Origin of the sequence: Alteromonas sp. 1_MG-2023 (genome assembly GCF_030547075.1) — a bacterium.
GTDB lineage: Bacteria > Pseudomonadota > Gammaproteobacteria > Enterobacterales > Alteromonadaceae > Alteromonas.
Genome location: NZ_JAUOQH010000010.1, coordinates 94,771 through 116,654, shown reverse-complemented (window position 1 = coordinate 116,654; position 21,884 = coordinate 94,771). Strand labels below are relative to the sequence as shown.

15 protein-coding genes are annotated in these 21,884 nt (G+C 44.5%); 8 read left to right on the top strand and 7 right to left on the bottom strand.

Translation table 11 applies throughout. The features are described 5' to 3' along the window. Nucleotides 1-6 precede the first annotated feature (6 nt). The 7 genes from trpS to Q4561_RS12190 all read left to right on the top strand — a co-directional run bounded on the left by trpS (nt 7) and on the right by Q4561_RS12190 (nt 7,989). Nucleotides 7-1,014, top strand: coding sequence for a tryptophan--tRNA ligase (gene trpS, locus Q4561_RS12220; RefSeq protein WP_303460750.1), 1,008 nt, complete (start codon nt 7-9; stop codon nt 1,012-1,014). A gap of 32 nt (nt 1,015-1,046) precedes the next feature. Beyond that, nucleotides 1,047-1,622, top strand: a complete 576-nt coding sequence (locus tag Q4561_RS12215) for an aminodeoxychorismate/anthranilate synthase component II (RefSeq protein ID WP_303460748.1) — start codon at nt 1,047-1,049, stop codon at nt 1,620-1,622. A gap of 232 nt (nt 1,623-1,854) precedes the next feature. Beyond that, nucleotides 1,855-3,021, top strand: a complete 1,167-nt coding sequence (locus tag Q4561_RS12210; protein ID WP_303460746.1) for an HDOD domain-containing protein — start codon at nt 1,855-1,857, stop codon at nt 3,019-3,021. A 325-nt stretch (nt 3,022-3,346) separates the two neighbouring features. Then, entirely contained in the window at nt 3,347-4,564 is a 1,218-nt protein-coding gene (locus Q4561_RS12205) for an aspartate aminotransferase family protein (protein ID WP_303460744.1), read from the top strand. A 35-nt stretch (nt 4,565-4,599) separates the two neighbouring features. Next, nucleotides 4,600-5,637, top strand: a complete 1,038-nt coding sequence (gene astA, locus Q4561_RS12200; protein WP_303460741.1) for an arginine N-succinyltransferase — start codon at nt 4,600-4,602, stop codon at nt 5,635-5,637. A 17-nt stretch (nt 5,638-5,654) separates the two neighbouring features. Beyond that, nucleotides 5,655-7,124, top strand: a complete 1,470-nt coding sequence (gene astD, locus Q4561_RS12195; protein WP_303460738.1) for a succinylglutamate-semialdehyde dehydrogenase — start codon at nt 5,655-5,657, stop codon at nt 7,122-7,124. A 58-nt stretch (nt 7,125-7,182) separates the two neighbouring features. Then, nucleotides 7,183-7,989 carry a DUF1338 domain-containing protein gene (locus Q4561_RS12190; protein ID WP_303460735.1) on the top strand — a complete coding sequence of 269 codons (807 nt, stop codon included), beginning with the start codon at nt 7,183-7,185 and terminating at the stop codon, nt 7,987-7,989. A 42-nt stretch (nt 7,990-8,031) separates the two neighbouring features. Here the strand turns inward: Q4561_RS12190 and Q4561_RS12185 are convergent, their stop codons facing one another. From Q4561_RS12185 to Q4561_RS12170, 4 genes are all read right to left on the bottom strand, one after another. Then, nucleotides 8,032-10,194 (bottom strand): bifunctional diguanylate cyclase/phosphodiesterase, encoded by a 2,163-nt coding sequence (locus tag Q4561_RS12185; protein WP_303460733.1) that lies wholly within the window; start codon nt 10,192-10,194, stop codon nt 8,032-8,034. Nucleotides 10,195-10,197: 3 nt separating this feature from the next. Further along, nucleotides 10,198-10,734 carry a heme NO-binding domain-containing protein gene (locus Q4561_RS12180; protein ID WP_303460730.1) on the bottom strand — a complete coding sequence of 179 codons (537 nt, stop codon included), beginning with the start codon at nt 10,732-10,734 and terminating at the stop codon, nt 10,198-10,200. Nucleotides 10,735-10,795: 61 nt separating this feature from the next. After that, the gene (parC, locus tag Q4561_RS12175; RefSeq protein WP_303460728.1) at nt 10,796-13,099 is read right to left on the bottom strand and encodes a DNA topoisomerase IV subunit A; all 2,304 of its coding nucleotides are present in this window, start codon (nt 13,097-13,099) and stop codon (nt 10,796-10,798) included. 18 nt (nt 13,100-13,117) lie between these two features. After that, on the bottom strand, nt 13,118-13,288 hold the full coding sequence (locus tag Q4561_RS12170; protein ID WP_303460727.1) for a hypothetical protein: 171 nt from the start codon (nt 13,286-13,288) through the stop codon (nt 13,118-13,120). A gap of 157 nt (nt 13,289-13,445) precedes the next feature. On the opposite strand from Q4561_RS12170, the gene Q4561_RS12165 reads away from it, so the two are divergent. Then, nucleotides 13,446-16,529, top strand: coding sequence for a hybrid sensor histidine kinase/response regulator (locus Q4561_RS12165; protein ID WP_303460724.1), 3,084 nt, complete (start codon nt 13,446-13,448; stop codon nt 16,527-16,529). Nucleotides 16,530-16,575: 46 nt separating this feature from the next. Here the strand turns inward: Q4561_RS12165 and Q4561_RS12160 are convergent, their stop codons facing one another. The 3 genes from Q4561_RS12160 to Q4561_RS12150 all read right to left on the bottom strand — a co-directional run bounded on the left by Q4561_RS12160 (nt 16,576) and on the right by Q4561_RS12150 (nt 21,813). Further along, nucleotides 16,576-17,271, bottom strand: coding sequence for a DUF2982 domain-containing protein (locus Q4561_RS12160; RefSeq protein WP_303460722.1), 696 nt, complete (start codon nt 17,269-17,271; stop codon nt 16,576-16,578). A gap of 184 nt (nt 17,272-17,455) precedes the next feature. Then, nucleotides 17,456-20,617: an efflux RND transporter permease subunit gene (locus tag Q4561_RS12155; RefSeq protein ID WP_303460720.1), complete on the bottom strand. Its 3,162-nt coding sequence runs from the start codon at nt 20,615-20,617 to the stop codon at nt 17,456-17,458. Next, nucleotides 20,614-21,813, bottom strand: a complete 1,200-nt coding sequence (locus Q4561_RS12150; protein WP_303460716.1) for an efflux RND transporter periplasmic adaptor subunit — start codon at nt 21,811-21,813, stop codon at nt 20,614-20,616. Before Q4561_RS12150 ends, Q4561_RS12155 begins: the two co-directional genes overlap by 4 nt. Between the last annotated feature and the right edge of the window lie 71 nt (nt 21,814-21,884).

Here is a 21,884-nt window from a genome sequence, read left to right as displayed (position 1 = left end):
CACATTATGAGTAACAAGCCCATTGTATTAAGTGGCTGTCAGCCTTCTGGACAACTTACCCTTGGTAACTACATGGGTGCGCTTAAACAGTGGGTGTCCATGCAAGACGATCATGATTGCCTATATATGTTGGTAGATTTGCATGCGATAACGGTTAGACAAGATCCTAAACAGCTTTTCGAGGCTTGCCTTGATGGACTGGCGTTATACCTAGCTTGCGGTATTGACCCACAAAAGAGCACCTTATTTGTTCAATCTCATGTACCTCAGCATGCCCAACTTTCTTGGGTTTTAAACTGCTACACCCAAATGGGTGAGTTGAACCGCATGACACAATTTAAAGATAAGTCGGCAAAAAACGAGAATAATATTAACGTTGGCTTATACGGTTATCCGGTATTAATGGCTGCAGACATTTTAATGTACCAAGCAGACAAAGTGCCTGTTGGCGACGATCAGAAACAGCATCTTGAGCTTACCCGTGATATCGCCAACCGTATGAACAATTTGTATGGTGATATTTTACGTGTACCTGAGCCTCATATTCCTGAGTTTGGTGCCCGTATCATGAGCCTACAAGAGCCTGAAAAGAAAATGTCGAAATCTGACGTTAACCCCAATAACTTTATTGGTTTGCTTGAAGATCCTAAAAAGATTACTAAGAAAATTAAACGCGCGGTAACCGATTCAGACGAGCAAGCTAACATTTACTTCAATCCACAGGAAAAGCCTGGGGTTTCGAATCTACTTACTTTACTGTCGCTGTCGACAGGTAAGACGATAGATGAGCTGGTTCCGGCTTACGAAGATAAAATGTACGGCCATTTGAAGGGTGATGTAGCAGAAGCCGTTGTTGCACTGCTAGAACCTATTCAGCAGCGCTACGCTGATATCCGTTCTAATCGCGACTACTTAAATGACGTTATGCGAAATGGTGCTGAAAAAGCCTCCGCACGTGCTGAAGAAACCCTTAAAAAGGTTTACGAAGCCGTTGGTTTTATTCCAAAGCCATAATTAAAACTTAGTATTAAACAGGTTAGGTTGTAGTGCTGCTGTTAATTGATAATTTCGATTCTTTTACTCACAACCTAGCCCGTTACCTTACTGAATTAGGTGCTAGCGTTAAGGTCGTTAGAAACAACGACCTTAGCATCGCCGATATTGAAGCCTTATCACCCAGTCATTTAGTTATCTCCCCAGGCCCCTGCACGCCCAATGAATCTGGCATAAGCTTAGAGGCTATTAAGCATTTCGCTGGAAAGATCCCATTGCTCGGTGTATGCCTAGGCCACCAAGCTATCGGCCAAGTTTTTGGCGCTTGTGTTATAGGTGCCAAAGAAATTAAGCATGGTAAAACATCAGCATTATTTCACAATAACCAAGGGCTGTTTTCTGGATTTAAGCAAGGCTATGCCGTCACCCGTTACCATTCTTTGGTGCTTAGCGAGCAACACTTTCCTGCTCAATTAAATATAGATGCTTGGTGTGAAACCCATAACGGTGAAAAAGAGATTATGGGTATTTCTCATAAAACACTACCTATCTGGGGCGTTCAATTTCACCCTGAATCTTTATTGACCGAGTATGGCCACGATATTTTAGGTGCTTTTTTAAACGCATAGCGTTTGTGCTTATTTAATCGGTGATTCCTTGAGAATAAGCTTAAGCTGCTTGGCTTTCTGCCGATAAAATAAGTTCTGCAATAATTCGCATTTAGCGTTGTTTTTGTTTACTTTTATAGGTTAATCAAAATGCGCCTTAAATTAACATCGAGACACCAATAAGTAGGGCGATAATATGTACGGCATCTATGAACAGACGCATGAACAGTTACTTAGCAGGAGCTTCTTTAAGATGACGACCCCAGCAGCTACCCCGCCGCCTATTGATGAGCGTTTCGAGAGCTTAATTATCTCTCCAGAACTGGCGATGAAAATGCTAGGTAAACGTGGGCCGGGCGAAGTCAGCTTCGAGCAATCTGAACAAGGTGACGCGCGCAGGCAATTGTTACATGTCGAAAAAATGGCCATTGAGAACAAACGCCTCAAAGCCCAATCTGATGCCTCATATACTGAAACGGTTGATCATTACCTACACGAAGTTTTACTCGGTGAGCTTACCGAACAACTCACGTTCACCTCTGAGGTATTTAATAGCACACTAAATTTAAGTGATGATACCGGCGCCTTACTCGATGCACTTTCCGTTCGCGCTGCATCAGTGTCTAAGCTAGAGCCCATTGCCGCTAACTTACCCTGGCTTTATGATGAGCTAATGCAGATAGTGAACTCTTCTGCATTTCGAAGACGCGACTCGAAAGGGCGCGTGATAGTGGTAGAGACATTTAGAACTGCACTAAGCTTCTTAGGTATTGAGAACTTACGAATTCTCATTCCCTCTTTGGTACTAAAACGGGCAATGCCTCAAGTCACCGACCCTTACCCTTGTATTAAATTGAAACTGACCCAGTTTGCATACGGTACGGCAGAAACGGCACGTCATCTAGCACCCTACTATAAATTGAATCCGGTGCAAGCCTATACCTTTGGTATGCTTAGTCAGCTAGGCCGTTGTGCAATTATGAGGTTGTACTTCAAGTTATTTGACAAAGTCCAACTCCATCTTCTAACCGAGAGCCAAAAAGATAAAGAGCGGATGCGACATGAAGCCTTGTTAAGGTTAGCGCCGTCGTCGAACTACCTTATTGCTCTACAAGACGAATATGCCGACTCGGTCTCTGCCGATCTTATTCAAAACATGATGTTAAAACGTTTATTTATTGGTGATGCAATGCGCCAATGTGCATCCCGTGAGCCATGTGAAGTAGGTTCACTGCCTAAACTTCTGCACCAAGCTCGCACTTATGCAAAAGTAAGGATGCTACATCAATCTCGCATGATTCAAGTAGCAGACGTGAAACCTATGATTAAAGAGCAGGAATATCCTGCTGGCGCGTTAGAAAAACTCAAATCTGTTGATATTTTCGCCCTTCCGTTATCAAGAGAAGAAGAAAACAGCTAATTTTTTGTGGATATTCATGCAAACTAGCTATCAAGAGACATACTTCTTTAAATCAACCTAGCCAGATCAACGCGCTCTGGCTATGGGTTCAATCGCCTAATTCACCGTTTAATTCGACTATTCCTAAACAATATGGCTTAGCAGTAAATAGTTATTCACTTTTCCTGCAAATTAAGCCAGAGTCCTTATATATAAAGGGCTGCAGCCATTCACAAACAAGACAGCCAGATAAAAAAATGGCATACTTACCGGTAATTTCGTTTATTTTTCCGCCTGTTCAATGTCTCTATTATCGACATGGGCGCTTAAAACAGAGGTAACAACAATGACAGTAACTCGCGCAACGTTTGATGAAGTGATGGTGCCTAACTATAACCCTGCGGGCATGGTACCCGTACGCGGTGAAGGTTCACGTGTATGGGATCAAGATGGCGTTGAGTACATCGACTTTGCTGGCGGTATCGCGGTAAACGTACTAGGTCATTGTCACCCTGAGCTTGTTAAAGTACTTAACGAACAAGGCAGCAAACTGTGGCATTTGAGTAATGTTTTTACCAATGAGCCAGCATTGCGTTTAGCGTCTAAATTGGTTAAAGCCACCTTTGCAGAGAAAGTCTACTTCGCTAACTCAGGTGCAGAAGCCAACGAAGGTGCATTAAAACTTGCCCGTCGTTTCGCGTTAGATAACTACGGTGAAGATAAAAACCAAATTATCGCATTTAACAAAGGATTTCACGGCCGTACTTTCTTTACCGTTACTGTGGGTGGCCAAGCGGCGTACTCTGATGGTTTCGGGCCTAAGCCTGGTGCTGTTGATCATTGTGATTACAATGATTTAGCGGCTTTTGAAGCGCTAATCTCTGATAAAACTTGCGCAGTAATGATGGAACCGCTTCAAGGGGAAGGCGGCATCATCTCACCTGACGTTGAATTTATTAAAGGCGTGCGTGAACTGTGTGATAAACACAATGCATTGCTTATTTTTGATGAAGTTCAATCGGGTGTTGGCCGTACCGGTCACCTATATGCTTACATGGGCTTAGGTGTTACACCTGATATTTTAACTACCGCTAAATCGTTAGGTGGTGGCTTCCCTATTGGCGCTATGCTAACGACTACGGCCATTGCTGCACATTTAAAAGCGGGTACTCACGGAAGTACTTATGGTGGAAACCCGTTAGCTTGTGCCGTGGCTGAAAAAGCCTTTGATATTGTTAACCAGCCTGAAGTACTTGAAGGCGTGGTACAAAAAGAAGCCCTATACCGTGAACTACTTACCGCTATTAATGATAAATACGATGTATTTTCTGAAGTACGTGGGCAAGGAATGTTGCTTGGTTGTGCCTTAAACGAAAAATTTCAAGGCCGTGCTCGCGACTTTATGGTCGCCGCTGCCAATGAACACCTTATGTGCTTGATTGCGGGTGCTAATGTTATTCGTTTTGCTCCTTCTTTGGTTATACCTGATGAAGATATTAAAGAAGGCTTAGCCCGCTTTGAACGTGCCGTTGCCGCAGTTGCCGCCGGTGTGAATGCCGAATAAGCGCCGAATAAACGACAAATTAGCGAGTAGCGAACATGAATATAATTCGCCCTATTAAACAAGCTGATTACCAAGCCTTGTACGACATTGCCGTAGAATCTGGTATCGGGTTTACCTCGTTACCGGTTAACGATGAACTATTGCATAGAAAAGTCGACCGAGCACAAGACGCTTTTACTAAAGCGAATGTGACTCAACCCGGCGATGAGTCGTACCTGTTTGTAATGGAAGATACGACCACCGGCGAGGTGGTGGGCACGTCAGGTATTGAAGCCGCCGTGGGCATTGATGATGCGTTTTACCACTATCACTTAAGTAAAGTGGTGCATGCCTCTCGCGAGCTAAATATTCACAATACGGTTGAAATTCTAACCTTCTGTAATGACTACACGGGTGTTACGGAGATATGTACGCTGTTCTTAAGGGAGCAGGCGCGTGGAGGCATCAACGGACGTTTTCTATCGAAAGTGCGCTTCTTGTTTATGATGGAGCATCGCGAGCGATTCTCTGAAACCATCATAGCTGAAATGCGCGGTGTAAGTGATGAAGAAGGCCGCTCTCCGTTTTGGGAATGGCTTGAAACCCATTTTTTCTCGATGGACTTCCCTACTGCCGATTACCTAACGGGTATCGGTAATAAGGTGTTTATTGCAGAGCTTATGCCTAAATACCCTATTTACGTCAATTTATTAAGCAAAGAAGCACAAGCCGTAATTGGGCAGGTTCACGATAAAACCCGCCCTGCTTTGCAACTGCTCGAAGGCGAAGGCTTTAGCTGTCGCGGTTATGTAGATATTTTTGATGGTGGGCCGACTGTAGAGGCCAACCTTAGTCACATCCGTACTGCCCAATCTAGCTTAAAAATGCCAATTGTTATTGATGATGCGGCGGCCGCACAAGGCCAAACTCATTACATCATCAACACCTCTGTTGCAGATTTTCGCGCGGTAGCCACCGAAGTAGGTGTAAATGACGAGCAAAATATTGCCGTGCTATCCCGTCAGGCTGCAGCCGCTCTGAATGTGCAAGAAGGCGACTACGTTCGACTTGCCCCAGTAAAATTCAGAGACTAATTGAAGGACACTTTTTTATGTTACATACACATTTTATCAACGGCCAATGGGTTACCGGTGAAGGGCATGACTTAGCCTCAATCGATCCTGCTAAAAACCAGGTTATTTGGGAAGGTAAATCTGCCTCTCCAAGCCAAATAGACGAAGCGGTAAAAGCCGCTCGCGCTGCTGCACCCGCTTGGGGAATGAAAACCGTTGAAGAACGTTTAAGCATTATTAAAGTTTACGGTGAAAAGCTAGGTGAAGCGAAAGAGCACCTAGCCAAAGTGATGGCAAAAGAAACCGGTAAACCTGAGTGGGAAACTGCTACAGAAGTGGGCGCCATGATAGGTAAAATCGCGATTTCTGAGAAAGCTTATTTTGAACGTACTGGCAACGTTGAAAACCCTATGCCTGTAGGTAAAGCTTTCATCCGCCATAAAGCTCATGGTGTTGTAGCAGTATTTGGACCGTATAACTTTCCAGGTCATTTGCCTAATGGTCACATCGTACCTGCGCTTATTGCAGGTAATACCGTGGTATTTAAACCTAGCGATCTTACTCCTATGGTTGCCGAAGAAATGGTTAAGCTTTGGGAACAAGCTGACTTACCTGCTGGGGTATTAAACCTAGTACAGGGGGAAGTAGAAACCGGCAAGGCACTAGCGTCACACAATGGTATTGATGGGTTATTCTTTACCGGTAGTTCACGTACGGGCAAAATTTTACACGAACAGTTTGCCGGCCACCCAGGTAAAATTTTGGCCCTTGAAATGGGCGGAAATAACCCGTTAATCGTGAAAGACGTTGCCGATATCGATGGCGCTGTTCACGATATCGTGCAGTCAGCTTTTATTACCTCTGGTCAACGCTGCACTTGTGCGCGCCGTTTGTTTTTACCTGCCAATGCTCAAGGTGATGCCACATTAGCTCGTCTGCTTGAAGTCACTAAAAATATCAAAATTGACGACTATGATGCCGACGACCAGCCTTTTATGGGCGCAATGATTTCAGCAAATGCTGCAGCATCAATGGTAAAAGCGCAGCAAGAACTTGAAGCCCTAGGCGGCAAGGTGTTATTACGATTAGAACAGCCTGATACTCAAAAGGGTTTTGCCACCCCAGGGATTATTGATGTAACTGACATGCTGTCTGAATTGCCTGATGAAGAGCACTTCGGCCCATTACTCAAGGTTATTCGCTACACCGACTTTGATAGCGCAATTGAAGAAGCCAATAACACAAGCTTTGGCCTATCGGCTGGCTTGCTAGCCGATAGCGAAGAAGACTATCGTTATTTCTTTGCGCGCATTCGTGCAGGTATTGTGAATTGGAACCGCCCTATTACGGGTGCAAGCAGTGCAGCACCGTTTGGTGGTATTGGAGAAAGTGGAAACCATCGCGCCAGTGCATTTTATGCTGCCGATTATTGCGCATTCCCTGTCGCCTCGGTAGAGCTTGAAAAAGTGACCTTACCTGGCAAGTTAAGCCCAGGCTTAACACTTTAAATAAACCAATACAGACAAAGCCGCTATTAATAGCGGCTTTATTTATAGGACACACGCCATGCATACCAACATCGATTCACTCTTTGCCAACATGTGGGATGATTATGTTGCTATCACCCCCTCAGCCCACAAAATTCATGCATTGCTAGCCGGTGAAGAGAACACCAGTAACATTGTTAACGATCATGTTGCATTTAGAACCTTTGCACTAGATAAAACCGCGCTTGAAAAATTGGGCGCTCACTTTATTGCCCTCGGTTATACCGAAATGGGTGATTATAATTTTGAAGCGAAGAAGCTAACCGCTAAGCACTTCGAACACCCTGATGACACTAAACCAAAAGTGTTTATTAGTGAGCTTCGGGTTAATGAGCTATCAGAGAACGCCCAAGCTATTATTCAGAAGCTTGTAGCGCAAATGGATGCCGAGGTCGTTACCGCCGACAATTTCCTTTATTCAGGACGCCATTGGGAAATCAGCAAAGCCGATTACGATGCTCTTCTCAGTGAGTCTGAATATGCTGCATGGTTAGCAGCATGGGGCTTTCGCGCTAATCACTTTACGGTGAGCGTTAATCATTTGGGGCAAGCTGACGAACTTACAGATGTGAACTCACGTCTTAAAGAAGCGGGTTTTGTTTTAAATACATCTGGCGGTGAAATAAAAGGAGGCCCTAAAGTATTTTTAGCGCAGTCTTCTACTATGGCCGACCGTGCACCGGTTAGTTTTTTTGATGAGACGGCTGAAATTCCTAGTTGTTTCTATGAATTTGCTCAGCGCTACGACATGCCTAACGGTAAGCGTTACCAAGGCTTTGTAGCGGCTTCCGCTGATAAGATATTTGAAAGTACGAATAATAAATAGAAAATCCTGTTCGCGATATAGAAAATAAAAGGCCTTGGCCTTTTATTTTCTAATCCCCCGAACATTGATGTGCTTGGCTATAAATTGGTCATAGGGCATCGGCTTATCAAAGTAAAAACCCTGCATTAAGGTAACATCTGCCTCTCGCATGAAAGGTATATAAGATTCCTGTTCAATACCCTCCACCACAATCTCGATTTGTAACCGGCTAAGCATGGCGACTATTCCACTAAAAAGGGCCAGCGCCTTGCTGTTGTGAATAATGTCTACCACTAGACTTCTGTCTAGCTTCACTACCTCAAAATGAAAACTTTTTAGGTAACTCAGAGATGAAAAACCACTGCCAAAATCGTCCAGCGACAAGCGAAACCCAGCATCACTCAAGGCATTTAAGGCGTCAAACGCAGCAGACTCATCTTTAATGAAAATAGATTCGGTTAACTCAAGTTCAATCATATCTGTAGGTACAGAACACTCTTTGCATACTTTCATCGCTTGGGCTGGAAAGTTCACATCAAGTAATTGAGTCACACTGACATTAATAGACAAAGAGATACTTTCTCCTTTTTGTGTTTCCATCATGACAATATAATCGCAAGCCGCTTCCAACGCCTGTAAACCGATATGGCTATCTAAGCGGTTTTCCTCTGCCATGGGGATAAAAACACTGGGGGAAACAGCGCCATGTAACCCAGAGTTCCATCGGCACAGCACTTCACCGCCTTTTAAATTTCCCTGCAAATCGTATTTGCCCTGTACATAGAAATCCAACAGATTGTTTTGAATGGCTTTACGCAAGTCATTCACCATACTGACTTGCTGCGTCATACTCTCGTATAACCCTTCTTCGTATACGTAAACCTGGCCCTTACCTAGAGTTTTAGCGTGATACATGGCCGCATCAGCACTTTGTACCACTCTATCAATACTTGTGTTATCAATAGGAAACTGAGCAATACCGATACTGGCGGAAAGCCGCAGTTCGGTTCTATTGGTTACTATTAAGTCCTCTTCAATCAAGCCTATTAGTGCTTCTGATTTAGCGACCGCTGTATCAACTTCATAATCCGTTAACAGCGCTATAAACTCATCGCCTCCCCATCGAGCAACTTCACCAAGTGGCCCAAATGTAGCGGTTAACAGTGCCGCAACCCGCCGCAATTCCTCATCACCACGCTCGTGGCCAGCTGAATCATTAATGGCTTTAAACCCATCTAAGTCGATGAATACCACAATAAATTCAGAATCACTCTCATGCAGAGTCTGAAAAATTTCACGAATAGCGTTACGGTTACTCAGCCCAGTTAACCCATCATACAACGCTAAATGCTTAAGCCGCTCCTCACTTCGTTTCCTTTCGCTGATATCGCGCATCGTCGCAATAAGCGATGAGGACGATTCTTCGTGATTTTCGAAAATCGACACTGACACATCAATCGGTATATCCTTTCCTTCATGAGTAGCAATGACTGATTCGAATCTCAATTGCTTTTCAACGTTAAGCGCCTGCACACTAACCTTTTCCCCTTTAATCAACTTGTTGATGTTTACATCTATGCAGGCATCTTTATCAGGTGCACCAATAAGGTGTACGAACGCATTGTTACACTCATTAATAACAAGGGTTGGCGATAAGACCAACATGGCTTCTCTCGAATTCGCAAAGGCGGAAGCCATTAACTGGAATGACTGTTCCGCGCTTCGTTGCTGAGTAATGTCTCTGGTGGTACCCACCACATGTAACCCTTCCCCGCTTTTTCCCCGCGTTAACACTCGGCCTCTTAAGCGTATCCACTGTGATTGCCCGTGAATTACCATGCGAAAAGAAACTTCCATGCGTTCTCGTCCGCCATGTAGCGCCATTGACCAATGAAACTGCAGGTTTTCTAAATCATCTTCATGCACTAACGCCATGAGGTCGAAAGGGGTTCCCGACCAAGTAGTCTCGCTTTCTGAATCTAAAGAAAAAGCTCGAATGTCGATGGTGTCAGTGCTAGCTTGCCAATCCCAAAACGATTCTTGAGATGCCCATAAAGCAAGTTCTAACTTTTTTTGTGCCTGGCGACTAAGCTGGAGTGAGTCGTATAATGCTTGAGATTTTTGAATCAGTAACTGCTCAGCACTTTTTCGTGCCGACTTTTCCCGTTCAAGTCGTCGAGTTAAAATCTGTAATTGCTGCTCTGTCGGCGCTAAATGATTTCCCACTATTTAGACAACCTTAAGGCTAAATTCATAAGTGTGAGGGGAATCCATGGGGTGGGTTTCGCGCTCTAATTGGCAATCAAAGTGCGCTGCCGCAGCGTCCATCAAGCCTTCAGCTAACGGATAAAGATCACGCTCTGAAAAATAGCGTAAACGCATAGTAGAATCGGTTCTGGAAATAACCGCAAAACGGGGAAGGTCGGCATCAGGATAGAGTTTTCGTACCTGAACATGAATATCATCATCTAAGTGTTCAAAAAGATCTAAAAGGGTTTTGGTATTGGTTAACACTTCACCATGGGCGGCGAATAGTTTTCCAAATAGATAAACACCAAAATCGTAAATTAACGCATTAATCGACTTACCTGTTTTTTCGGCAAGCACAGTTAATAGTTTTTGCATCTCTTCAAACGGGTAATAACCTACTGATGTATAGGCTCCGTCGTTAGATAGCTTAGCGTCGACGATGACTTCGTCGGCGAATTCGGGTGAAACCTTTTCTTCAAGCATGTCGATAAGTGAAGTGAACACAATGCCTAACATTAAAATCTCCTTGTAGACTTAATATTAGTGTAGTTCACCGCTACTTATCGACAACCAAAGTTTAGGAAATATCATCTCCTGCAGGTTCCACTGCATCATTGGTAGGTGATTGACCTTTCACCACTTCAATATCATCCACTCGCTGCAGACCGCGAGGTAATTTATTTCCTCGTCGACCACGTTCACCATAGTAGTGTTCTAGGTCTGACGCCGATAAGGTCATATTTCGCTTTCCTGCCGTGACTTTCAATGAAGCACCATCTGGAACAACGGCTAATACGGTAACAAACTCTTCCCGTGACTGTGCTTTTGCACCAGGAATATTCATCAACTTGTTACCCTTACCTTTTCCTAAACTTGGCAGGTCTTTTAATGGGAATAACAACATACGCCCTTCATTCGAGATGGTTAAACACCAGTCTGATTCCGGATTGGTTACAGGTTTAGGCTTCATTACTTTGGCCGCTTTTGGCAAAGACAAAAAGGCTTTCCCCGCTTTGTTTTTACTCACCATGTCTTTGAAGGTACCTACAAATCCATAGCCTGCATCAGAGCCAATTAAAAACTTGGCTTCATCTGATGCCATGATGACATGCTCAAAAGACTCACCACCCACTAATGCAAAACGCCCTGTAAGCGGTTCGCCCTGACTACGAGCCGAGGGCAATCCATGAGCATCACAGGAGAAAGTTCGCCCTGAGGTATCCATAAATACCGCAGGCTGATTACTCCTTCCTTCGGCACTTGATAGATAACCATCACCGGCTTTATAACTTAACCCTTCAGCATCAATCTCATGGCCTTTGGCACAACGTGCCCAGCCTTTTTCAGACAACACCACAGTGACGGATTCAGCGGGTACTAACTCTTTCTCTGATAAGGCTTTTGCTTCTGTGCGCTCAACAATTGGCGAACGTCTATCGTCGCCGTACTTTTCGGCGTCGGCTAAAATTTCTTTTTTGATAAGGGTTTTCAAGCGGCGATCTGAACTTAGCAAGGTTTGTAACTTATCACGCTCTTCTGCTAGCTCGTCTTGCTCACCCTTAATCTTCATTTCTTCTAGCTTGGCTAGATGACGAAGTTTTAATTCTAAAATCGCTTCTGCTTGTTTATCGCTTAGGGAAAACCGCGAAATTAGTTCTTGCTTGGGTTTTTCATAAGTACGAATAATCTCGATAACTTCATCGATATTTAAAAAGGCAACTAAAAGGCCTTCCAAGATATGCAAGCGAGCCAGTACTTTGTCCAAACGGTATTGGAGTCGACGAGTAACCGTGTCTTTTCTAAAAACTAACCATTCCGATAATATGGTACGAAGGTCTTTTACTTTAGGGCGACCATCTAAACCAATCATGTTTAGGTTAACGCGGTAATTCTTTTCTAAATCAGTCGTCGCAAACAAGTGCTGCATTAACTGAGCAGTATCAATACGGTTTGAACGCGGCGTAATAATTAAACGAGTAGGATTTTCGTGATCTGACTCATCACGTAAATCACTCACCATGGGTAACTTCTTAGCCTGCATCTGACCTGCAATCTGCTCTAGAATTTTGCCGCCCGACGCTTGATGAGGTAAAGCCGTGACAACAATGTCGCCGTTCTCTTCATGAAAAACCGCACGCATCTTGATTGAGCCACGACCGGTTTCATACAGTTTACGAATATCGGCTTTAGGGGTAATGATTTCCGCTTCAGTAGGATAATCAGGGCCGTTAACGTGCTCGAGTACATCGCTTAACTCAGCCTTACTGTTATCGAGTAACATGGCACAGGCGTAAGCTAACTCTCGCACATTGTGCGGAGGAATATCCGTTGCCATACCCACCGCAATACCGGTAACGCCATTAAGTAGGATATGCGGTAAACGAGCGGGTAGTACACAAGGCTCTTCTAACGTGCCATCGAAATTCGGGGTCCATTCAACGGTGCCTTGCCCTAATTCATCTAGCAGCACTTCTGCAAATTTCGACAGTTTGGCTTCTGTATATCGCATGGCAGCAAACGACTTGGGATCATCTGGTGCCCCCCAGTTTCCCTGACCATCGACTAAAGGGTAGCGATAAGAAAATGGCTGCGCCATTAATACCATGGCTTCGTAACACGCGGAATCACCGTGAGGGTGAAACTTACCCAGAACGTCACCGACCGTTCTGGCCGACTTTTTATACTTAGCATTGGCGCTAAGCCCTAAGTCAGACATGGCGTAAATAATACGTCTTTGTACCGGTTTAAGGCCATCCGCTATATGCGGTAAGGCGCGGTCCATAATCACGTACATGGAATAATTTAAGTAAGCGTCTTCGGTAAAGCGCCTTAATGGCAGTTGTTCTACACCGTCACGGTTAATAATAATCTCGTCGCTCATGATAATTTTTTCGTTTTGTTATTTTTCATAATACAGCGCTAATGCGAAGCCTTTAGTTTTCTTGTAATAGCTAACAGCGTTAACGAACGGCGTGTTTATGTGGAAGCGTTTAACCACAAGGTCGGCGATTTTTGCACCACCTTCAATGTTTCTATTGTGGGGTAAACAAGGGGCTAGTGCAATAATCACGATCAGGTTAACTTACCCTGACGGCTAGACTTTATTGCTTCAATCATTTGTACAATTGACCGCCAGAGTGGTTTAATAAACTTATAAGATAAATAAGAAGCTTTTCAAGATGTATTTCTTTCGAATTTTTACACTGTTGTGCGCACTATTTTGGCTTATGGCTCCGCTACAAAGCCATGCTCAGCACATTGAGCAACTATTCGATGAAGAGACGTCTTTAGATCTCTCCGACTCCCTTTATTATTTATACGAAACAAACCTGCCACTTACTATCAATGATGCAAGTAAGCGGCGCAGCGACTTTCGTATGCATCCGTACGATAACCCCAACTTTGGTTTTAGAGACAAAGGAATGTGGTTATTAACCTCAATTTCCAACGTGTCGAATCAAGAAAACTGGGTGTTTTCTATCAATTTCAGCCAACTCGACAAAGTCGACTTCTACGTCGTTAAAGATGGTGAAGTGCTATTGCAGAGCCATCAAGGGAAATCACAAAAAGAACAAATTTATCGCATCCCAACCTTGCGAGTGACTCTAGAAAACGCAGATAGAATCGATTTATTCATTCGTATTGAAAGCCAATCATCAAGCTTGATCACGCCGCTACGAGTGCAGCCTGAACCTATTCATAGCAGTTCCTTTCAAATGGATAGCCTGATGTGGGGGCTGTTTTATGGTGGTTTACTCATACTGGCCATATACAACCTAGTACTCTATTTAGGGGTTCGTGAGCAAAGCCTAATTGCTTATGTAGGCTACATATTGGCGGTCATCCTATGGCAGTTTGTTTGGGGCGGACACATCCACTTATTGTTTTCAGGCGGCATACCATTTTGGCTAGTGGGTCACACCGAATTCATATTTGTGATCATAGGTATATCATCCGGCTTATTCACCGTTACCTTTTTAGAAACCAAAAAGAACGCTAAAGCTTCACATCCGTTTATTATGCTATTACTCGCCGTGCAAGCTGTAGTCGGGCTTATTTGCTTCTTTGGGGTACTGCCATCCATTTGGAAGAATAACCTTGTTTATGGCGTAGGGCTTATTGCGATTTGTAGCTATATTTTTGCCGGTTGCGAAGCCTTTGTTCATCGTTTCCAACCTGCTAGATATTTTATATTTGCGTGGGGTATGCTCGCGACAGGCGCGGTTATTGGCATGCTAAGTTTAGTGGGTGTGCTGCCTTCAAACGACTTCACAACATACTGCTTCCAAGTAGGAGTTTTTCTAGAGTCAGGACTGTTTTCATTCGCCCTTATGGAAAAGAGCAGAAGTCAGTTAGAGCACGAAGTTGAGCAAGCCACCGATGACTTGCGTAACAATATGGAGTTGATTGAAGAGCAAAATGCGCGGTTAGACATTGCTCGTAAAGACGCCATTAAAGCCAGTAACGTAAAGTCACAATTTCTTGCCAATATGAGCCATGAAATTAGAACACCATTGAACGGTATTCTGGGCTTTAGCCGTGAATTGACTCATGCATCTTTGCCTTCAGATCAACAAGAGCAAGTACGCATAATAAATACCGCTGCTGATAACTTGCTAACTATCGTTAATGACGTATTAGATTTTTCTAAAATTGAAGCGGGTAAACTACAAATAAATAATCAGCCTTTTTCTCCCAATAAATTATTGGAAGAAATGGTCACTATTATGGCGAAGTCCTCTCACAGTAAAAAACTGGAATTCGTTTTTGACCTAGGGCCACTGCCAGAAAAACTGATTGGTGATGTATTTAGAATAAAACAAATTTTAAATAACCTGCTTAGCAACGCGTTAAAATTTACTCCTTCGGGAACCATCACACTAGCCGTGAGAGGTCGCCCCCTGTTACATGGTATTCATGAAATTGAAATTACGGTTGAAGATACTGGCATTGGTATTAACCGGCAGGACAGAAAGAAACTCTTTAATGCATTTTCCCAAGTGGATGACTCGATAAACCGAAACTATCAGGGTACAGGGTTAGGGTTGGTGATCAGTCGAGAGTTAGTGCGTTTAATGCGAGGCGATTTAACGCTCAAAAGTACCCCACGTCAGGGCTCTACCTTTGTGGTGACTCTTAGAACTAATCACTTAAGTCAAAAATATGCATTGGTTACTGATACCGAGTGGCAAGGCAAGAATGTCGTCATTTTCGATCCTATACCGGCCACCCGTCGCGCCAGTGCATCGATGTTGAAGCAATTAGGGGCGAACGTAACTGCAATTGAGTCTCTTGCTTACCTGTCGGCGTTGTCCATTCAGTCTGTTGCCACTGACTTCTTTATGGCCACAGTACCTGTATCTAAGATGGATAAACGGGATGAGTTTTTAAGCCAGTTTGTACAATTTAATGCCACCAAACATATACTGTGGTATTCGGGCCCTGAGCCATTTACTCAATACCCCAGTTTGTCTCAGCATTTCCATGCACAAATACGTATGCCTATGACGTTAAGTAAGCTTGATGGCTTGGTAAACAGTAAAAAAGCAATACCTAGAAATCCGCTGCAAGATAAATTAAATGCATTACCTCGCGCCAGAGTGCTAGCCGTCGACGATATGGATATGAACCTTAAGCTTTTACATACTTGGCTTGATAACTCCCCTATATCGTTAGTAACCACCACCAGCGGTGAAGATGCCGTTAATCAGTGCCAAACCCAAGAATTTGATTTGATATTAATGGACGTTCAAATGCCCATTATGGATGGACTGCAAGCCTCGCGCGCCATTAGAAAAACCACGTTGAATATGGGCACCCCCATTATTGCCGTTACTGCCCATGCCTTTAAAGAAGAACAAGAGCGTTTATTGGCCTCGGGCATGGACGATTACCTGCCCAAACCTATTGAAATTGGGTTGTTAGTAGATCTTATTCGTTCTTGGTGTCATACCGCCGAACCTGGTCATATTTTGCTACCGTCTTTAGACTGGCAACTTGCACTAAAACGAGCCCATCAAAATCATGAGGCTGCCAAGGAGTTGCTCCAAGATTTTATTGCTATTGCACCAGACATGCTAAGCACTCTTAAATCGTTGTGGAATAGCAAAGATTATGTAGAGTTGAAACTCGAAATTCACAAGTTACATGGCGCGTGCTGCTACATTGGCGCCCCTCGCCTGCAAAGTTTAGCTGACGAACTCGAAAGCGCCCTCAAGCTAGGACAGCACTTTTTAGTGGCTGAGCACTTACCATTATTACTTGATGAAATTGAAAGGGTTTGTTCAGAAGGCCAAGTACATACTGGGTAACCCACTTGGCCGTGGTGAGAACTCTATGAAGAAGAGCCTTCTGTGATCATGAAGCTTTTATGCTTCTGCGGGCAGCTTGGCATTGAGAAATAAGGGCCGCAAACTCTTCTGGTGTTCTATCAATATCAGAAGTGGCAATAAATACGTCGTAGCCTAAACGCTTACGTAACTCGGCCATTCGGTTGGCTAACATCGCCTTAACCCCAGTTAATACAGTGCCATTGTTTAAGGTGAAATGATGGTCGTCGAACATTGATTCTTCGTAACAACTGCCCGTTGCACATCCTTCGTTAGTATTGTGTAACAGCAGCGGTCGTTGCTCCATAAGAAGATGAGTCGCTAATCGCGGTGATATACCGGTAAGAAACTCAGTATAGTCTTTAAGCTTGAACCCTACAGTTTCCAGCCCAACATGTTCTAGCCCCTGTCTTACTCTTGGGCAGTCCGCTCGTTGTAGGTTTTCCCAATGTATCTGCCAACTGCCTAATCGATGACGGTACGTGATCACATCTGTGGTCATTTCTAAGCTGAATTCAGGTTCGCGAATTTTGAAATACCCTACCAGCATAGTTACTAACGCTGCGCTGGTAATAAGAATGCCGGCAAGAAAAAGCCAATCGGGTAACAGTACGAACCAAAGCGCGGCAAACGCTAATCCCGCCAAACCAATAACAATACTGGTTATGCCGTTACTTTTCGACGCTGCGCGAATAAGGATAGGTTCAACGTTATTGCCAGACATACAAATACACTACCAACATAATTAAAGCCCACAGTACGTAAAGTCGAACACGTTGGCAGATGACACACTCTGTCTTCCACCAGCTAAAGTGGCCCGTGGCCGCACTTCGTTTGTTCAGTTTTTTACGCATAAACAGGCATTCAGATTAATAATAAATACAGTTTACTGTTTATATGTTGTGATGTCAGGCTAGATGTCGATAACGATAGCGCTGAAACGCGGCCACTATGGTTGGCGTGAATACCAAAGACAATATGACTGAAAACCCGACGCCGCCAGCTAGAACAACCGCTAACGGAGGCCAAAAACTTCCCTCACTGAACAACAGCAAAGGAATTAACCCACCTACGGTGGTGAAAGTAGTTGATAATATATGCCTACTGCACCCCATGGTTTCTTGAACAATCGCGGTTATATCGCCGTGTTTAGCAGCAGAGTTGGCATTTATTGCCGCAATCACCACAATAGAACCGTTAATCGCAACGCCAATAAGACCAGCCGAACCAAGTAAGGGATTAAATCCGATAGGCAGTCCGGAAAGCCACAAGCTAAACATACCCAGCCCTACGGATAAAACGGCTACCAGTACAATCACCCCTGCCATGCGTAAGCTCGTGAAGGTTAGAATAAGCGTGGTGAGCATAAGTACCAATAATACCGGTGCGTAAGTTCCTAGCTGGCCCAAAGCTTGCTGCTGTTCATCGGCATCACCTGCAAGATGAATTCGATAACCTTGGGGTAACACTAAACTTTCGTTTAATTTCTGCCGCAACGTGTTACTGGCATCTACGGCGGGAATATTAGGTAATAAGTATGCCTGAATGCGATTGACCCTTTCTCCATTTTGACGAGTAATACTGCTAATAGAAGGCGTGAGGGTGATAGCTGCTACAGCGCCTAGAGAAGACCAATTTATCGTGCTGTTTCCCGAACCGGTTGTAGAGTTGGCGTCCCTTGTGATTGGGATGGGCATGGAGTTAATACCTGAAACATCTTGCCTGAAACTATCTGACAGCCTCACTCGCACTGGAATTTCTTCCGTGCTTTCCAATACAGAACCCCCAGCTAGTCCAGAAAAGTTGACTTGCATCTGGGTGGCTAAATCAGAAAGGCTCATTCCAAGGTACGATAAGGTATCACTAGAGGCGCCAACATTCAGCTCTGGCTCCCCCATAGTAATGGTGGCTGTTGATTGGGAAATACCGGGTACGTCTGACATCAAAAACTGCACTTGCTGACCTAGCTCATTTAAAATATCTAAATCAGGGCCAAGAATTTCCACTTCCACAGGAGCCGCAATAGGAGGGCCTTGTCCAAATGCTCTCACCACAATTTGCACTTCAGGGAAGGCATCATCTAAGTGATGCTGTAAACCGCTAATTAATTTTACCGCCTCTTCTACGGTGTGGGTAGTCACTACAGCATTAGAAAAATTCGCTAAGTTATCTCGGGTCATCACTTGGTTGTAATACACTGAAGGCGCTGAACCGCCCACTAGCCAACTCACTTGCTTAACCCCTTCGTTATCACGAATAACCTTATCCACTTTATGGGTGTAAGCGAGGGTGTTATCTATGCTGCTTCCCTCTTTCGTCCACATGTACACTTCGAATTGGTCTCTGTCAGCACTGGGGAAAAATACACTTGCCAAGGTGCCCGAGAGCACAAAGCCAGAAACACAGAAAATGAGTACGAGTGGTAACACTAAGTAAGGCCGTGCTATCCACACAGTCAAACGTTCGCGAAATGCTCGACTTAATTTAGGGGCCTGCAAACCAACTTGCCACCAGTGTTTGCCAGCAACCACCTCAGCTTGCTCGCCCTTAGGCAGAAAACGCGCAGCCAATGCAGCTATTACCGTCAGGGATATAAATAACGAACCGATTAATGCCATCACCACGCTAATAGCTATTGGGCCAACGAAGTCACCAATATTACCGCTTAGCAAAAAGATCGGCATAAAGCCTAAAATGGTGGTCAGTGTTGACGCTAACAGGGGTGCAAAAAGATGCGATACACTTTTTGCCATTGCCCCCACTCTAGTGGCAGAGGGTGCTTGTAAATTAATTCGAATTTCATCCGTGATCACAATGGCGTTGTCGATTAGAAGCCCGATGGCGATGATCATGCCAAATATAGACATTTGATGAATTTGTTCGTTGAAAAAATTCAAAGAGAAAAGCGCAAAAGATGCACATAGAGGCAGTGCCAACCCTACTATCCACGAAGCTTTAAAGCCCATAAATAGCAAAATAACCAGCATCACAACCGCGCACCCCATCAACAGATTGCCCGATAACTCAGCTAAACGTGCGCCAGTATATTTATTTTGCTCAAACGCGATATCGGCAGTTACTGTGCCTTTGAATTCTTGGTTGAATGCATCAACCACACTTAAGGCATCATTAGTCCATACATCGGCCCGCAGCGAAGTTTGCATGCGAGCAGCCACGAAGATGACTTCTTCGCCGTCCAGCATGCCAATATCAGAACGTGGGGTTACATAGCCTCGAGTTACTTTTGCAATGTCTTCTACCCGCAAATAGCGGCCATTTTGATTCACCAAAGGGATCGCTGACACCATGGCTACGCCATCTAATCCCTTCGCTACGGTGAAGCGTAGTTTGGAGCTGTCAGTATCAAGTACACCGGCCGGAAGTTTAGGATCTGCATTGCTAATGATGCTGCTAATTTGCCCTAGGGTTAAACCTGTTGCCGCAAGTTTATCAGGAGAAATGCTGACACTTATTTCTTCTTCCGGCGCGCCATAGATACGCACTAGCTCGGTACCGTGCACGTTTCTAACTCTGTCGGTGAGTTCTTCTGCCAAACGGCCAGTAAGGGTTAACGATGTGGTATCTGGGTGAGTCGCTTTTAATGCGAGCAACAAGGTGAACGCCGTGGCCCCACGCTTTTCATCAAAAATAGGTGAGCCTACGCCGGTTGGAAAGCTGGCTGACGCTTCTCCGATCGCATCTCTTATTTCACTAAATAGTTGTTCATTACTGCTGCTATCGACCCAATCTTGGGTTTCGATAGTAATCACCGAAATACTGGCTCTTGAGGTAGATTTAACCTCCTTTATTTCATAAATTTCTCGCAGCTTATCTTCAATCACATCACTGACTAGCGCTTCAACCCGCTCGGCTGACGCACCTGGATACGATGTAATGACTAAAGCATTTCGTGTGTCTATTCGTGGATCTTCTAAACGTGGCAAATTACCTAGTGCGGACATACCTGCCACCAGCAATATCACCAAACTTAAAATGAGTAAGTGAGGCCGTCGGTAGAACAAGGTATACCAAGGGTATTTTTTATCGCTATCGAAATGCATCGGGTTCATTGCGCTGATCCTTCAAGCGCGTTTAAGCTAGCTTTATTTGAGTTACCTGTATTTGCGTTAACAGCGCCCGATTGAGCAGAACTTAATTTAACCGCTTGTCCTGGTGCCAATTTATGGGTGCCGCCAATAACAAGTTGGTCGCCATCGCTCAATGCGCCGCGCACAAATGCGCGCTTTCCATCGGTGTAAATGACTTCAACAGTTCTACTTTCAAGGGTAAGCGCTCCCTCGTTGTTTACTACAAATACACGCCATAACCCACGCAAACCATTACTTAATGCAGAAGCAGGTATCCAACTGCCAACACTTTCACTGTGTCGTTGTCCTAACAGCGTGGCAAGGTCGCCAGGCCTAACGCCCTTATTGCTCGATAAATTTACTAGTATATCTATGGTACGTGTTTGCTGGTTGCGTACAGGTGAGAGCTGATTAACTTTGCTTTCAATGCTTGCGCCATCAACCTTAAGGGTTACCGTATCGCCCACACTAAAAAGCGATACCATATCGGCAGGTACCGCAAAGCGCGCTTGAAAAGGCGCATCACTGGTAAGGCTAAGTACTGCTGAACCTGCTGCCACAACACTGCCTTGGTCAAAGTAACGGGCGCTGATTGTGCCTGAAAACGGGGCTATTAAATCGGTCTTCGCTTGTTCTACTGCTACGCTATTTATACTAGCTTCAATTTCCTTCACCTGAGCGCTAGCAGCGGCAGTACTAGCCTTTACTTCATCTAAACGCTGTGATGATTCTAATTTTTTCTCGACCAGTACAGCCACCCGCTTTTCACTTAATTCAGCTAAGGTTAAATCTGCGCGAGTTCTTTCCAACGTTGCATTTAGTTCCTCAAGGCGGGCAGCTAGTCGGTCTGAATCTAATTTCGCTAATACATCACCCGCGTGTACTGCGTCACCTTCATCAACTAAAATATCGGTAACTTGGCCACCGGTATCGAAAGACACATTGGCCGCTTGAGGTGACTCCACTAACCCGTAAATTTTTACCGGCATCTCAAAGCCGGCTTGAATAGCAACGGGCTCGGCCGAAACAGTAGTGGCAGGGTGTTCTGTTGGTTTTTGGGTAGCCCCGTTTAAACCAGCGGCGAACATCAGAAGCATTAGTCCAACCGTAAAAATGGCGATGACAGCATATAGCGCTGTTGATGCCCCTTTCTCTTGCTTTGTAGACTCGATTGTCATTTTAGTAATCCTTGCTTCTGCGGCAGATGCGCACAGCCACATTTGGTATAATTATCTTACTATGCTAGATT

What these genes read in the sequence shown, in the direction of transcription:
- Q4561_RS12205 (WP_303460744.1), top strand. Translation starts at nt 3,347, where the DNA reads ATGACAGTAACTCGCGCAACGTTTGATGAAGTGATGGTGCCTAACTAT.
- Q4561_RS12165 (WP_303460724.1), top strand. Translation starts at nt 13,446, where the DNA reads ATGGCTCCGCTACAAAGCCATGCTCAGCACATTGAGCAACTATTCGAT.
- Q4561_RS12150 (WP_303460716.1), bottom strand. Translation starts at nt 21,813, where the DNA reads ATGACAATCGAGTCTACAAAGCAAGAGAAAGGGGCATCAACAGCGCTA.
- parC (WP_303460728.1), bottom strand. Translation starts at nt 13,099, where the DNA reads ATGAGCGACGAGATTATTATTAACCGTGACGGTGTAGAACAACTGCCA.
- Q4561_RS12155 (WP_303460720.1), bottom strand. Translation starts at nt 20,617, where the DNA reads ATGAACCCGATGCATTTCGATAGCGATAAAAAATACCCTTGGTATACC.
- Q4561_RS12180 (WP_303460730.1), bottom strand. Translation starts at nt 10,734, where the DNA reads ATGTTAGGCATTGTGTTCACTTCACTTATCGACATGCTTGAAGAAAAG.
- astD (WP_303460738.1), top strand. Translation starts at nt 5,655, where the DNA reads ATGTTACATACACATTTTATCAACGGCCAATGGGTTACCGGTGAAGGG.
- Q4561_RS12160 (WP_303460722.1), bottom strand. Translation starts at nt 17,271, where the DNA reads ATGTCTGGCAATAACGTTGAACCTATCCTTATTCGCGCAGCGTCGAAA.
- Q4561_RS12210 (WP_303460746.1), top strand. Translation starts at nt 1,855, where the DNA reads ATGACGACCCCAGCAGCTACCCCGCCGCCTATTGATGAGCGTTTCGAG.
- trpS (WP_303460750.1), top strand. Translation starts at nt 7, where the DNA reads ATGAGTAACAAGCCCATTGTATTAAGTGGCTGTCAGCCTTCTGGACAA.
- Q4561_RS12190 (WP_303460735.1), top strand. Translation starts at nt 7,183, where the DNA reads ATGCATACCAACATCGATTCACTCTTTGCCAACATGTGGGATGATTAT.
- astA (WP_303460741.1), top strand. Translation starts at nt 4,600, where the DNA reads ATGAATATAATTCGCCCTATTAAACAAGCTGATTACCAAGCCTTGTAC.